The sequence below is a fragment of the Enterococcus sp. S22(2020) genome (assembly GCF_020295385.1).
GTDB classification, from domain to species: Bacteria; Bacillota; Bacilli; order Lactobacillales; family Enterococcaceae; genus Enterococcus_L; species Enterococcus_L dunnyi.
In genome coordinates, this window is the sequence record NZ_JACFUD010000002.1 from 267,893 (window position 1) to 283,727 (window position 15,835).

A 15,835-nucleotide genomic window follows, 5' to 3' on the forward strand; every position below is an offset into this window, starting at 1 on the left:
ATAATATATTTTTTCGAAGATTCTCTTTTTATTTATAATAGCAATCCTGGTTTTATAATCATAAATATCTCAAAAAAGATAAAATTTTGGTAGCAAAATCATTATAACTCATTTATAAAAGGAAAACTTATCAATTTTTTTGATTATATTTAAAAAAATTGAGAAAAAATTGTTTAATTTTAGCCGTCAATATAGCCGTCAATAATTTTATGTAGAGAGGAAGATCAGCTATGGCTAGAAAGGGAGAAAATATATATAAAAGAAAGGATGGACGATGGGAGGGTCGATACATCAAAGGTCGTCGAGCAGACGGGTCAATCTATTATGGTTACGTCTATGACAATAACTACAAAGAAGTTAAAAAGAAGTTGGTCATCAAGAAAGCCAGTATCTTTTCAAGCACCAATACCACAGAACGCTTTTATGGAACGGTCAACAATTGGCTGGATTACTGGTTGGAATCAGTAGCTGCCTTCAACGTAAAGCCTAGTACCTTTGATAGCTACAAGAGTAAAATCAACTGCCACATCCGACCGTTTCTTGGAGATATCTATTTAAGCGAACTTACCTCCAGTAAAATAGAAAGCTTCATTAATAGTACAAAAGAAAAAATCTCAATCAATTCACTACACGCTGTCTTCAGAGTGTTAAAAACAGCACTGAAATATGCTGAAAAGCTTAACTTTGTACAAAGATCATTATACGAGAATATCCAGTTGCCTAAAGGTAAAAAGCCGAAGATCGTGACTATTACAAGAACTGAACATAAACGCTTAGTAAAAGAAGCAAAAAAATCACCAGAGGGATTATCTATCCTTCTTTCATTAGAAACAGGGATGAGAATCGGAGAAATTTCAGGATTAAAATGGAAAGATATCGATTTTGAGAATCAAACAATTTCAGTTCACAGGACACTGCAGCGAGTGGGAAATTTTTCAGAAGGAAAATTTAGAACGCACATTATAGAAGAAAAGCCAAAATCAGAAACATCAGAACGAATTATTCCACTTTCCACAGCGCTAGTTAAACGTCTACAAAGAGCAAAAAAACAAAGTAAAAGCGCTTATGTAATATCAAAGGGAGAAAAATTTGTTGAGCCGCGTACGATTCGTTATCAATTTAATCGTTTACTGGAATCATTAAAATTGCCAAAATGTTCTTTCCACGCATTGCGACATTCATTCGCGACTCGTTGTTTAGAAAAAGGTGTAAATATAGCAGTTATCAGTTCCTTGATGGGACATGCTTCTACAAAAATGACATTGGATATTTACACAAATTCAAATCTGAATGAAGAACGTTTAGCAGTTGAATCGATCACCTGTGTATAGTCTGGAAATTTCAAATTCGCCGTCACAATCGCCGTCACTTAACCCAACAAGCCTTGCTGTATCAACCTTTTTCTGACAATCTCTTGTTCCTCCATAGAACGAGAATGGAAAATAAAATTAAGATAAGAAAAAAATGTAACTTTAGCTTGAGTTAAATTTTACAATAAAAAAGAAAAAACCACTATTTTATTGCTTGTTTTATTGAGGTTCAGAAAACAAAAGAGTTGTCAGGAACAAACATAAAGGCACTTCTTTTAAAATTATTGATTGAAATGTCGAAAATCAAGGAGGAAAAAAATGTTTAACATAGCACTAGTCAATCATAAAAAGATTGGTGATTCGCGATACATAGAGGCTTTGAAGGAAAAACAATGTGATGTGCATTATTTAGAGTCTGATGAACTAGATCAAAGAATAAATACTATGGACGCTGTGATCATCAAGGAGTCTTCTCTAGAAGAAATTGGCGAAACATGCGAGCTGATTATTAAAATTAGAAGCTTAACAGACCGTTTTATTTGGATTCTTTCAGAAGATTCTACAAAAATCAATCGAATTGTCTATTTACAATTAGGCTCTGATGGAACGTTTGATGATCAAGTCGATCCTGATGAATTTGGTATCTACGTAGGAACAACGTTGGAGAGAAGAACAAAGAAGGTTGAGCCTGTAAAAGAAGTAGAGCCACAAAAGGACAAAATCGAAGAATTGACACCTATTGAACTTGTTCCTAACAACTTTTCTGTCAATGTGGAAAAGAAAGGTGAAGTCAGCTTGACCAAATTGGAATTTCAGGCGATGGAGATTTTAGTTAGACGCCAAGGAGATGCTGTTTCTTATGAAGAAATGTATCAGGCTATCTGGGGGGATGAAAAAGGTGATCGCAAGTATCGCATTTCTAATCTAGTCTTCCATCTTAGAAAAAAACTTGGGGACGATCCATTTAAACCTAAGTATATTCGGACAGTCCGCTCAAGAGGTTACATGTTGTCTATGTAAGGGATCCTCTCAATTAAATCAGTTTTCTCTTTTTTGATCAAATAGCTAGCGTAGCATTAGGTCAGAAAATTGAAATATATTGTGTGTTTCTTAGCACAACGATTTTTGAGGAAAGGAGGAAAATAATGAAAATAAAACACAAAGGTTTCTATGTTGGATTACTTGTACTGCTTGTTACTGTTGTAGGGTATGTGTCCTTTAAAGGTGTAAGTCCATTGCGTGCAGCATCTGACAATTATTCATTAGAGCATGGGGATATTTCCAGTGATAACGAAAAACTACTTCCTGTCAAATTAACGATCAATAATCCGAAGGACGAGGAGCTGACATTCAAGGCGACTGATTTAGATACCATTTCTTATGAGGATCTCGTAGAAGGTCAAACAGAAAACGATTTATCTGCTATTGAGTTAGTGAAGTTTTCAGAGGATTCTTTCACGATCAAAACAAAAGCATCGAAAGAACCGCTGATTGTTCAATTCTTTGTCCGAACATTTGCAGGAAATAAAGCAAAAACTGGACAAATTTCACTAGCAAATGAATCCGGTGAAGTAGCGAAACTTTCATTAGATTTACCAAGTATTCCAGAAGAAAAAGTTGTCGAGCAAAACTATGTTGCTCCGAGGGCGCTCTCATCATTGGATGTCTCAACATTTGCAGCACCAGTGAATGAAAAAGTTGTTACACTTTGGTCTGAATTTCTTTCAGCGTTAACTGATCCTACTGTTGATAAGATTACGTTAGCAGCCGACCTAACTGCGTCAAGTAGCGCTTCTATGGTGGCTCGTCCGTCATTAGAAATTGATGGACAAGGGCATGAAATCAATTTTGGAACTACAACAAGCTACTCTATCACGATGCCTCAAGCGAGTGCAGGAGGTAGTACGCTTACTGTTAAGGATTTGAAGTATACAGGGAACAATACAACTTCCATCTTTGATGCCAGTGCAGCAAATAGTAATAATTGGATGATCAACTTTGAAAATATTACGACACTAACTGGCGCGTCTAGAGCTTTACTCACAGCCGCAAATAGTGTTGTAACAATCAGAGGAACGAATGTGCTTAACATTACTCGTTCTAGCGTAATGATCACTGCTAAAGAAGTTTATATTCAAGGGACAGAAACTGAGCGAGCTTCTGTTACAGTCAATGATGGCTCCCATTTTGTTAGCTCATCTATTGCTAATGGTAAATTCTTGATCGAAAATGCTGATATTACAGTTGAGAAAGTCTCTAGCTTATTTAATGTTACTGGGGCAACTTCACAGTTTAGCATTAAAAATTCAAAAATTGTTACTACAAGTATAGGCAACCTTATTTATGGAGCTTCAATTGATATAACGGTTAATGATAGTATCTTCGATATTCCGAGTATTACTAACTTTATCTATGGAACTCTGGTCAATACCACAATCAGTAATAGTAAAGTAAATATTCCAACAAATATTTCTGGGAATTTTTATCGTAATAATGCAGCGAACTCTTCATTAGTTATCAATGAGAAGTCGGATATCAATTTGACTAGTACAACGACCAGCGACATTATCGATGCATCTGGTGTCATGAGTTTCATCGTAGATGACTCCACATTTAATGCAAATAGTGTCGGACAAGTATTTAGTAATTCAGCTGCTGGCACAGATATGATTGTCCAAAACAAAGCTCAATTTACTGCATATAGTCGTTCAAACAACGTTTTAAAAGCAACAGCACAAGTAGATATCACTGTAAAAGATGAAGGAACGAAGCTTGATGTATCTGGTAACTCAACACAGACGGCAGAAAGTGGTGGGATTATCTCCATCGATGCAGCTAACTCAACGCTTAATGTAGAAAATAAAGCATATTTCAAAATCCATTCTTTAGAGCCAGGAAGTGCAACTCCTGCAGTTATGATTCAGAGTGATGGAGGGAGCTTTAACGCTAGCGGTCAATCCATTCTGGATATGATATCAGAAGGACAAAGTAACCCATATGCTGCTACTGTTCGCTTTAGACTTCGAGGAAATATGGCATTCAACGTCTCAGGAGAGTCTCAAATCAATCTTAAGAAAACTACTGGGGGAGCTCCGGGAATTCGCATGTTTGGTGCTAATAATCGGATTTTGGTATCAGAAAATTCAGATTTTACAGTTCACAACAAGGGAACTGGGTCACCACAAGCACCAGGAGCTGATAACAGAGGACAAGGGATTATCTTTTATGAATCAAGTGCATCTGGACCGCATAGTTTTACTTTAACGGATCCTGGAAGTCGTGTGAAAATTTTAGCTGATAATGGTGCTGGAATCGATACATGGCGTCCGAATACAGTATCTGCAACTGAAGGAACCTATTTTGAAGTGATTGGAAATACTTCGAGTGGAGCAATTTTCAATACTTATGGTAGTAGAGATTTAACTTTTGTTCTTGATAAACCGATGTACTATGATTTTAAAAATAATGGTCCCGGAAAAGCACTGATGTCCCCTGGATCGTCCTCTACATTCCAGTCAATCCATTCCGACGTATCTTTATGGGTACCTAAAACTGGACAAGCAAACAATGGGAATGACGGAAATCCATTTAGATCATGGACATTGGTAGATTATAGTTTGAAAGGTTCAAATATGCTTTTCGACACATCAAGTGACCCTACGTTCAATACTGGAACAGACTCATTTGGTACCCAAGGTATCAATCGCTTCTCACGGATGTCAGGAAACAATGCGAATCCAATCGTGGATGAAATCCGCACGCCGACGAACGCAGACAAATTTATTTTTGGGCATGTAAGTATCCCAGAAGGTAAGGATGGGTTCCGTGATGCTTGGACAGATGAAGTACATGTTGAATTAGAAGTACAACTTCCTAATGAAACGACTAAGCATAAAATTTATGGAACAACCGTTCAAGATGGCGATACGGGTAAATACAGTATTCATGGTGAAGAAGCGCGAGCAGGTATCTTTAGGGCGGATATGTCTTCATTACTTCCCGCTGGCGAAACATTTATTCCAACTGGAACTAAGGTGAACGTGGTTCGGGCTTGGCGTGGTTCAAGTGATGTACCAGCTCCTGATGATACCACTGTACACATTGGTACACCTGCCGATGTCGTTCATGGAGATTTATGGTTTACAGATACAGTGACTAGTTTAGATGTTACACCGCCAACTCAAGCAGTTGTTTCATCTGCTGTCAACAATGCAGCGAAACAAATCAAAGGAACCAGCGATGAAGATGGAGCAAAGGTTTTTGTAAAAGTCAATGGTGAATGGTTGAAAGATTCAGCTGGAAATGCAGTGACAACTACTGTAGCCGGCGGTAACTGGACAATTGATTTACCAAGCTATATCGATAAAACAGCCCAAGTGGAAGTTTATCTAAAAGACACAACAGAAATTACACCATTACCATCTTTTGTACTTCCGCGTACCTATACAGTGGAGCCGGATGGCGTTGCTGGCAACTTGAATGAAGTTGCGACAACTTATGATAGTTATACAGGGTATCATGATGCTGTTAAAGGAACAACTGATGATCGTTTTGATCCAGCAACCTTGGATACAGTAGCTGATGTTATCCCTGATGCACCTAAATTGGTCAAAGGGGTAGAATCTAGCGGTGGAAGTACAACTTCTGTCGGTGATATTCTGACGTATTCATTGCTGGTATCAAATACAAAAGCAGATTCTTACGATTGGACTAATGTCGAAATATCTGATGTCTTGGCTGAAGGATTAACATTTGATCCTACTAAACACAAAGTAATGATCGATAATGTCGAAGTAGGTACTGATAAGTATAACTACAATGAAACAACACGTACATTAACGATTAAAGTAGGGGATCTAAGTAAACCAAAACCAAAATCAGAAACAGATCCAACCTTGATTCCGAAAGAAGTAAGAGTGACATTCCAAGTAACTGTCGAACAAAGTGCTGTGGATAAAGATCTAAAAAATACAGCAACAGCTGTTGGTTATTCACCACAAGAAGATCCATTTATTGTTGGACCTAATGATCCAAACGCAACACTTGTTCCAATTGATGTTACATCAAATGAAGTAGGTTTGCCTGGTGGGCCAGCTTTTGGTATCTTGTCCTTTGTCTCAGCACCAACAGCATTAGACTTTGGGATTAAAACTGAAAGTCTTAATGGAAATACTGTTGCCGTTAATCCAGATGTTGTAGGGGATCAATTAGTGGTTTCTGATAACCGTGGAAACTTACAAAAATGGACAATGACAGCAACGCTGCTTTCACCGTTATCAAATGGTGATGCTATTTTCCCAGATGCACTTCACTATGTAAACGGTGAATCAGATGAAGTCATCACTGGCTTGGCAAAACCAATCTTTGTTCATACAAATGCAGATGTTGGCGAATACAATATCAGTGAAGAAGAATGGGTGAAAAAGAACAACGGGTTCAAAATTGAATTAGCACCTGGTGCAGTCAACAAACTTGGTAAATATCAAGCGACGATTCAGTTCTCATTGGAAGATACACCATAAAATGGAGGAATAACAATTGATGAAAAATTTAAAATCTTTGGTCTTGTTCTCCATTGCATGTGTATCACTTTTCACAATTCATCCAATCAGTGTACAAGCTGAAGGGGAAGGCAATGGTGGTGGGATTCAGACAAACGGAGAAATCGGGTTCTATGAAGAAACAAAACCAACAACAGAGCCGACGACCGAACCGAAAACTTCTGATTCAACACCTAAGATCACAAAACCAGTCGGCAAGTATCCTTCAACTGGCGAGTTAGTAAAGAAAAGTTTATCGATTAGTGGTGCAGCTTTAGTCATTATTGCAGCAATTGCCTTTTTCTGGAAGCGGAAAAAAGACAACGATGAACAGAAAGAAGGGAGTTAAGGAATGAAAAAGAATAGAATCTATTCAACCTTGCTACTTCTTTCGATCGGACTCACAGCTGGACTACTACCAGATTACTCGTATGCGGTAGAAGATAATACAGAAGGAAATGCAGCGATTGAATTAACCGAAATTCCAGATGAAGAAGGGATTCGTGATCCAGAAAATCCCGGAACGATCGTCGATCCTGGGCCTAGTCCAAGTACAGAAGGTCGTCTGCGAATCGACTTTGTTCCACAACTGAATTTTGGAAAGTATGCAATCACAAACAAAGATATGACATACCCAGTGAATGCACAGTTGTTTAAAGACGGCACGAAACCTAGAGGAAACTTTGTTCAAGTTTCTGATTATAGAGGCGGTCAACAAGGCTGGACATTGCAGGTACGTCAAGAATCACAATTTAGAAATGAAACAGCAAAAAATCCGGAACTTAACGGTGCGGTGATTTCTTTCGATAAATCATGGGTCAACTCGACGCGTGATCAAAGCGAAGCACCGATCGTCTCTAAAGAGATCATTCGACTAAGCAATATCGGAGAAACCTATAATTTAGCAGAGGCTAAACAAGGCACCGGTTTTGGAACTTGGAGCATTTCATTCGGCGCATCCGCTGATAATAAAAACAGCATTGCGTCAACGTTAAGTCCACGTTTATTAAAGGACGAACCTGTACTGGATGCAGCATTTGGTAATCAGCAAGTGTATGAAAACAGTGCAGTCACATTAAGCATACCGGGAGCGACTAAACGTGATCCGGTACCCTATTCAACGGTGTTAACTTGGATTATAGCCGAGTTACCATAGATGTAACACAAACAAAACCTAGGAGGAAACACACATGAAATTAACACACAAATTATGCGGAGCTGCTTTATTAGCAGTAGTAGGCGTAGCAGTAGCTGCTCCAAGTGCAACACAAGCCTTAGAAGGAACTAGAAACGGAACTGCAGACATCGAGTTCACAAAAAATACTTCTGAAGATACAACAATGACTGACCCAACTGGTTCTCGTAAACCTGATACTGGTACTGACATCGATCCAACTCACGTTGACGAATTTGGGATCATTGCTGTAACTCCATTGGACTTCAAAGCTCACGCTGCAGTAGTAGGCGCGCAACAATATGAAGCTGCACCTCACGTAGCAAACAAAGGAAATGATGACGAGTACAACGTAGAAAACTATGTAGCGATCAAAGATGTTCGTTCTACTGTTGATCACACATACAAATTATCAGCAGCATTAACTAAACAATTTACTGCAACTGTTGATGGAACAGATGTAACTTTAGCTGGAGCAACATTAACATACAAAAATATCGATGTAGCAGCTACACTTAACCCAGAATTACAACCAGCTGACGATAAAAAAATATTTGGTGATGGAACTGGCGTACAAACAATTTCTGAAACAAGCGGTTCATTACCAGTTTACACAAACACTGATCCTAATGGTGGTAAAGGTCGTTATGAAGTAACATTTGGTGACGATGAAAAAGGTACAGACGGCAACTCTGTAGTAATCGACATCCCAGCATCTGTTGACGTTCGTACTGCAGCATATAATGCTACAGTAACTTGGACATTATCAGACACATTATAAAAAACAGTTTGAACAACTGTGATTAAATATGTAGAAACAGGCTCACCGGCGTAAAGCCGGTGACTTGTTTTAACATCAAGAGGAAGGGATTTACAACATTCATGAAAAAGAAACTAATCACTTACTTAGCACTACTCACATACATAGTTTTCGGTCTTGGATTCTCTGTTAATGTTTTTGCCGATGAAAACAATAAGACCGCTGATCAACAAGCAGCAGATCTTGGTTTAGGTTTTACCTATAAAGTTGTGAAACCTGAGAATCAGCGCACTAGTGTCGGTTACTTCGACTTACGAATGAATGCTGGACAAAAGCAGACTGTGGAAATTGAATTGGCAAATGGCTCTGATGAGGAAATCACGATCGGTGTCTCACTAAATGGTGCAAAGACAAACGGAAATGGTGTTATCGAATATGGTCCATCAGCGATCGAAAAAGATAAATCTTTAAAATATGATTTTGTAGATATCGTTAAAGGACCTAAAGAAGTTGTTATCCCACCAAAAACAATGGTTCCTTTAAAGTTGGATATAACGATGCCGGCATCTGATTTTAATGGTTTTATTTCAGGTGGTATTCAATTGAAACAACAGGTAAAAGAAGATAAGGAAGCAAAGAAAAAAACAGGGATCACAAATGAATATGCTTACTTAGTAGGAATGCTTTTAAGCGAAAATGATAACGTTGTTGAACCCAATCTTGAATTGAATAAAGTATATGCTGGTCTAGCAAATTATCGAAATGCTGTATTTGTCAATTTTTCTAATGTTCAACCTGCCTACCTTGAAAACATGACTGTTGATGTGCAAGTCATGAAAAAAGGGTCAGAAGAAGTTTTGTACGACACTAAAAAAGCAGGTATGCGTATGGGACCTAATAACTTGATCGATTTTCCCGTTGAAATGAACGGAGATCGTATGGAAGCAGGCGATTATAAAGCCCACATTTTAGTAACAGCGGATGACAAAAAATGGGAATGGACAGAAGATTTTACTATTACTGATGAAGAAGCAGATAAATTTAATGGACAGGATGTTTCATTAACACAAGAACGCGGGATCGATTGGAAATTGATTGCGATGATCGTGGGTGGAATCATTGCTGTTGTTGTAATTATCTTTATTATTGTTCGTTCTATTCAAACAAAGAAAATGAAAAATAAGAAGAAAAAAGGAAATAGAAAGAAAACAACTGCAAGATAAAGTAACGAAAGGGGATAGAAACCTATGAGCATATTGGATATGTCATTTATCGGCCTATTATCCAGCGCTATCCTCTTTTTCATTTTTGGTGTGGCGTTGTTTTTCTTTAGAATTTCTACCAATAAACAGTGGAAAAGAATAAAAGTACGCCGAGTTAAAAATAAAAAGAAGCGGAAAAAACTTCAGCGCATACGTAAACAATTAGAACAAAAAAAGAAGCGTCAGTTGATTTGGGCGATCACTTGTTTTGGTCTGTTTCTTATGACAGCTGGTGGTGCAGGATATTCCAGATATTATCAATTAACAAATTTAACAGCTGAAGATGCTGAAGCTGTGGCGAAAACCTACTATTTAGTAGATGAAATGAAAAAGCAAATTACTGCTGTAGGGAATGGAGCAAGCCCAGAAAAAACAGTTAAAAACTTGCGTGATCTAAGTGCTCAATTGGCGAGTGCCAGTGTCAAGCCGGCTTCTCAAGGAATGTCAGTTGAAGGGCAAAAGTTACTCAATCGCCATTTATCATTAACACGTCAGTTGGCAGTGAACATCAGTAATCAAAATCAGGATGCATTGGCAAACGCTACGATCAGAGAAACTTATTTAAAAGACATAGCAAAAGTGACCGAGAGTGAACAAAAGGTTTTCAAACACTTCAAAGTAAATGAATCAGCTTTACAGCAGAAAAAATAATTGTTGAGGGGTGAGAGTATGACTAGTCCAAAAAAGGCTACGAAACAGCCGAGAAAAAAGCTCTCTTCCTCTCAATCTAAAGTGAAGAAAAAAGAAGAATACATAAAAAGAAACAGAGAAGAGAAGAACACAACAAAGCGTAATAAACGAAAAAAAAGCAATAATACTATTGCAACGAAAAAGAAGCAGCAACATAAAGGAAAAGCAAAAAAAGTAGTAAAACCTTTGCCAAAAAAACAGCAACAGAGAAAAAAGAAAAATAATCAAAAACGACGTAAAAAAAAGCAACTAAAGCTATTGTTAAAACAACTTGCTCTGACTATTGCTATCAGTGCTGCATTATTTTCTATGATTATTTACTTCACTATTCGCACGCCTAAAATGGAAGGCTATGCAATGACTACGGCACTGACTAATAATGACCGTGTTTTAGTCAGCAAAATGAGCGAATTAAAACGTTTCAAAATGGTTTATTTCAAACATCCACAAACGAAAGAAAAAACGATTAGAAGAATTATCGGAATGCCCGGAGAAGAACTATATTATAAGAATGATCAACTATTTATCAATAATAAACTAACGCCAGAACGTTTTCTCGAAAAATCTGCAGCTGAAGCAAAGCAGTCTGGTTTTTTACTGACTCAAGATTTTAGTTTAAAGCAAGTGACAAATGAAGAGCGCATTCCAGAAGGAAAGTATTTCGTGATGGGAGATAACCGTCAATTTTCTTCTGACAGCCGTGATTATGGACTGATCGATGAGAAAGATATTATTGGAGTTGTTGAGCTAAGAGTTTTCCCATTAAATGCAGCCGCCCATTTTTGATCGATGTAGATAGCAGTTTCAAGAAATAATAAAGGAAAGAGCCAAAAGATGACAAAAAAAAATATAGATAACCTACCCATGCTCAAAAAAAAGAGAGGCAAAAAAAAATCGAATGAAACACAACAAATAGTTGAAAAATATCAAAAGCTAATGCGTACATTCACAATCGTGAAGAGGATACTTATGGTTTGTGTAGTCCTTGGCTGTGTTCTCTTTTTTGTTTTTGTAAGGACACACAGAGTAGACGGAGTATCTATGGCTCCTACTTTTGCGAATAACGATCGAATCTTTGTGAGGAAAACCAAAAAACCTTCTCGATTAGATATCGTAACTTTTTCACCAAAAGAAAAGCCGAATGACTCTTATGTAAAAAGGGTTGTCGGTATGCCGGGAGATGCAATCTGGCTGGAAGAAAACAAACTGTTTATTAACCATCAAATGAAAGAGGGAGTAAAATCGCCAGACAGTAACACTGACAAAAGAGCGATAGATTTACCAGATGGTACGATCAAAATCAACGTCTCAGTTGAAGTAATGAAGCAATTATCTGGTTTAACAAAAATCCCTAAAAATAAGTATTTTTTACTTGGAGATAATCGTAATCATTCGACAGACAGCCGAATGATGGGACTGATAGAGAGTGATCAGATCGAAGGTGTCGTTTCATTTAGATATTATCCATTGAATAAATTTGGGTATGTTCGATAAAATAAACAATTTAAGTGAGGTAAATATGAAGAACAAAGTAACGAGATGGATACGGGAAAACGGCATATACCTTTTGCTAAGTATTATAATTCCAATCGCCTTGATGGCTTTAAGCTATTTTCTGATTGGTATTTATCCTGGCAGTGAACGTACAGTCATGGCGAGTGATAGTTTCAGTCAGTATTCGAACTTCCATGCGAGTTTTAATAATGTTTTACATGGAAAACAAAATATATTTTATACATGGTATGGCTCTTTAGGGTTAAATTATTGGGCTTTTTCGGCCTATTATCTAAATGGGATTTTTACGCCGCTTGTTTTCTTTTTTGATAATCAGGCAATGCCGGAAGCATTGTATTTTATTACTTTGATCAAGTTTGGTGCAATGGGTGCTGCTTTTTGGTTTTTTTCGACTCAAACCTTCAAATTTTCTAAATGGCTGCATGTATCGTTTAGTACCGCTTACGCCTTGATGGCTTACGCAACAGCATATTCAGAAGTGATCATGTGGCTGGATGCATTTGTCTACTTACCGCTGATCATTTTAGGTATCAATAGAATCATGGATAAAGGAAAACCGGTTCTGTTATTCATTAGTTACTTGTTACTGTTTCTTTCTAATTTTTATATGGCCTTTATGATCGGTGTTTTTAGCTTCATGTATTATTGTGTTCGTTTAATGACCGATTTTCAACGATATAAAAAAAGTATCATCAATTATTTGGTTACTTCGTTTTTAGCCGGAGGAGCTTCGATGGTCACGATCTTACCAACAGTATTGGATTTGAAAAATAATGGAGAGAGCTTGAGTGATTTTAATCGCTTTTGGCAACCAGATACTGGAGCTTGGGATTTAGTGACTAAATCAATGGCGGGTATTTATGATACGAGCAAGTTTGGCAGTGCTCCTTTCGTTTATATTGGTTTATTGCCTCTGATTTTTTGTTTGTACTATTTTGTTGATAAGAAAATTCCATTACGCAATAAGCTTTTATACGGAAGCTTGTTTGTTCTCTTGATTGCTAGTGTTTACATTTCAAATCTAAACCTATTTTGGCATGGATTTCACGCGCCTAACATGTTTTTATATAGATTTAGTTTCCTTTTTTCTTTTTTAGTTATTCTGCTTGCTGGATATAGCATTGAACAGATCGAAAAGTCTGATGTAGAAAAAATCATCAATATCATTCTTTTACTATTAGCAGTGTTTCTAGCAACTTATTTTTTTGCGAATAGACAACGATATGATTATATTCAGCCAGTCTCGTTTATTATTACGATTCTCTTGCTCGTTTCCTACTTGATTTTATTACTTGTCTACAAGGGAAATAAACTAAGAAAAGTATTGCCTATTATACTTGCAGTAGTCATGGTGGCAGAAGCAGGTTTCAATACCAAAGTTATGTTTGAGGGCATCAAAGAAGATTGGGGATACGCAGGACGAAGCGTTTATGATGGTCATTATGAAGACATCAAAACATTGGTGGAAAAGACGAAGCGTGAAAATGATGATTTTTACCGAATGGAAAATATGGATCCTATTTCGCGAAATGACAGCTTTAATTATGGATATAGCGGTGTCACGATGTTTTCTTCAATTAGAAATCGCCATTCCTCCAGTTATCTTAATAATCTTGGATTTCGTTCCACAGGAAGTAACTTGAACATTGCCTATGTCAATAATACTTTGATCATGGATTCGCTCTTGGGGATCAAATACAATCTTTCTAAACAAGAAGATATTAATAAATATGGGTTTGAAAAAATTGCTACTAAAGGAAAATATAATTTATATGAGAATAAAAATACGCTTCCATTAGGAGTACTTACAGACAAAGAGATTTATGAACCAAATGCTGTAAACAATCAGACTGAACTGATCAAACATCTTTCAGGTATGGAAGAGGACTTATTTAGTTTTGGGAATGTTAAAGAAGACAAGTTAGAAAACCTTACTTTGGAATCAAATGATGGCAGTTTGACTTATGGCAAAGAAAATATTGCACAGCTTTCATCCATCACTTGGACGGTTGAAATACCTGCTAAAACACAAGCTTATTTAAGCTTAGTAGCGGCAGACCAAAGCATGATGGCTAAAACAGATATTACTCTTGAAGTGAATGGTACTTCAAGGAAAAACAGTATGATTGAATCTGGACAATACTATAATCTTGGATACTATCAAGAGGCAGAGACTATAAAAGTTAAAGCTAGCTTCGATACCTCCCAAGCCCAAATCAGTCTCTATCAACCTGATGTTGCGCTGCTAAATGTTGACCGTTTTGAAACTTCGCTAGACAAAATCAAAAAGAATGGAGTAGATTTTGATGTTAGTGGTCGTAAAGCAAGTGCGAGTGTCGATTTAAAAGAAGACCAAGTGATTTGGACAACTATTCCATATGATAAAGGTTGGAAAGCATATATTGATGGAAAAAAAGTTGAGATTCCAACATTCAAAGAAGCGTTTTTGACATTACCGGTTTCAAAAGGGAAGCACACAGTGGAATTTGTCTTTTTACCTCAAGGCTTTACTGTTGGTATTAGCTTGTTTGCGTTTAGTATAGTTGCATTTTTACTATATTTATTCTGGTTGAAAAGACAAGCAGTGAAAGGGGAATAAAAATATGAAACGAAAAATCATGATGCTTCTTGGGTTACTGCTTGTCTTCACAGGCTGTACAACTAAATTATCAGAGGAGAAACAAACATTTTCAGATCGGGGAATTACTTATTCACTTCAATTGCCATCATCATGGGAAAAAGAATCAGAATCTCAAGATAAATATGGACAAAATGCAGTTTTTGCCGCAAAGGATAAAAAAAGCAATTCTGTGATGTTTATCAGTACAACAAGAAAAGATGCATTAGATTTGAAGGACTTTGGAGCTAAGACTCGTAAACAGGTGGCTAAGACCTATGGCTATGATGATCCTGAAGATGTCTATATGAAAGAGTTTAAGCTAAATGATCATCCAGCGTACAAATACACTGTATTCACAAGATTCAAGGACAAAGATGTCTGGGCGCACATTTATTACGTTGAAACTAAAAATGGTTTTGTTCAGTTAGTATATTATTCAGCAGATGACAGTAATTATGAAGCGCGTTCAAAAATTATCGATCAGTCAACAAGATCATTGCAGGAAATAAAAATAGATGAAACGCATGAAGAGCAAGAGAAGGAAGAAAGCTCCGAGCCAATCTCAGAGAGTGACAGTGTAACGGTTAAAAATGATAAAGTAGCATTTGAAATCAAAGGCTTTAGAAAAGTAGCGGATCAAAATGAAGAAACACTATTAGTTATTCGCTATGAAATGACAAACTTAGCTGAAGAAAAGATCTCTGCCGATTCATTAAAAGAGGTTGTTGCAGTAAAACAAAAAGAACAACTGCTAACAGAGACCATATTGCCTGAAAACGAAAGAAATTCAGCGTTGGGGTTATTAGAACAGCATCAAAAAGATCAGTTAGAGAAAGAAGAATCTGTAGAAACTGTACTAGTCTATAAATTAAAACAAACAACTGGAGACGTGATTTTGACGTTCAATACAGAGGATTTCCCTAACCAAGACCCAGTTATTTTAGATCTCGATTTATTAAAATAA

At 37.0% G+C, this 15,835-nt stretch carries 12 protein-coding genes; all 12 read left to right on the forward strand.

The features are described 5' to 3' along the window. Positions 1-230 precede the first annotated feature (230 nt). Positions 231-1,331, forward strand: coding sequence for a tyrosine-type recombinase/integrase (locus H3T55_RS04175; RefSeq protein WP_225533473.1), 1,101 nt, complete (start codon positions 231-233; stop codon positions 1,329-1,331). A gap of 297 nt (positions 1,332-1,628) precedes the next feature. Next, the gene (locus H3T55_RS04180; protein ID WP_225533474.1) at positions 1,629-2,330 is read left to right on the forward strand and encodes a winged helix-turn-helix domain-containing protein; all 702 of its coding nucleotides are present in this window, start codon (positions 1,629-1,631) and stop codon (positions 2,328-2,330) included. A gap of 125 nt (positions 2,331-2,455) precedes the next feature. Continuing rightward, complete coding sequence (locus tag H3T55_RS04185; RefSeq protein WP_225533475.1) at positions 2,456-6,832, forward strand: isopeptide-forming domain-containing fimbrial protein; 4,377 nt, start codon at positions 2,456-2,458, stop codon at positions 6,830-6,832. 19 nt (positions 6,833-6,851) lie between these two features. Continuing rightward, the gene (locus H3T55_RS04190) at positions 6,852-7,199 is read left to right on the forward strand and encodes an LPXTG cell wall anchor domain-containing protein (protein ID WP_225533476.1); all 348 of its coding nucleotides are present in this window, start codon (positions 6,852-6,854) and stop codon (positions 7,197-7,199) included. Positions 7,200-7,202: 3 nt separating this feature from the next. Next, on the forward strand, positions 7,203-8,006 hold the full coding sequence (locus H3T55_RS04195) for a WxL domain-containing protein (RefSeq protein WP_225533477.1): 804 nt from the start codon (positions 7,203-7,205) through the stop codon (positions 8,004-8,006). Positions 8,007-8,040: 34 nt separating this feature from the next. Continuing rightward, positions 8,041-8,805 carry a WxL domain-containing protein gene (locus tag H3T55_RS04200; protein ID WP_225533478.1) on the forward strand — a complete coding sequence of 255 codons (765 nt, stop codon included), beginning with the start codon at positions 8,041-8,043 and terminating at the stop codon, positions 8,803-8,805. A 101-nt stretch (positions 8,806-8,906) separates the two neighbouring features. Next, a complete protein-coding gene (locus tag H3T55_RS04205) occupies positions 8,907-10,007 on the forward strand; it encodes a DUF916 and DUF3324 domain-containing protein (RefSeq protein ID WP_225533479.1) in 1,101 nt (366 codons plus the stop codon). A gap of 24 nt (positions 10,008-10,031) precedes the next feature. Further along, a complete protein-coding gene (locus tag H3T55_RS04210) occupies positions 10,032-10,697 on the forward strand; it encodes a hypothetical protein (RefSeq protein WP_225533480.1) in 666 nt (221 codons plus the stop codon). Positions 10,698-10,715: 18 nt separating this feature from the next. Next, positions 10,716-11,522 carry a signal peptidase I gene (gene lepB, locus H3T55_RS04215; RefSeq protein WP_225533481.1) on the forward strand — a complete coding sequence of 269 codons (807 nt, stop codon included), beginning with the start codon at positions 10,716-10,718 and terminating at the stop codon, positions 11,520-11,522. 183 nt (positions 11,523-11,705) lie between these two features. After that, the gene (lepB, locus tag H3T55_RS04220; protein WP_412523558.1) at positions 11,706-12,230 is read left to right on the forward strand and encodes a signal peptidase I; all 525 of its coding nucleotides are present in this window, start codon (positions 11,706-11,708) and stop codon (positions 12,228-12,230) included. Between the two features lie 25 nt (positions 12,231-12,255). Then, positions 12,256-14,850 carry a YfhO family protein gene (locus H3T55_RS04225; RefSeq protein ID WP_225533482.1) on the forward strand — a complete coding sequence of 865 codons (2,595 nt, stop codon included), beginning with the start codon at positions 12,256-12,258 and terminating at the stop codon, positions 14,848-14,850. A gap of 4 nt (positions 14,851-14,854) precedes the next feature. After that, the gene (locus H3T55_RS04230; RefSeq protein WP_225533483.1) at positions 14,855-15,835 is read left to right on the forward strand and encodes a DUF5067 domain-containing protein; all 981 of its coding nucleotides are present in this window, start codon (positions 14,855-14,857) and stop codon (positions 15,833-15,835) included.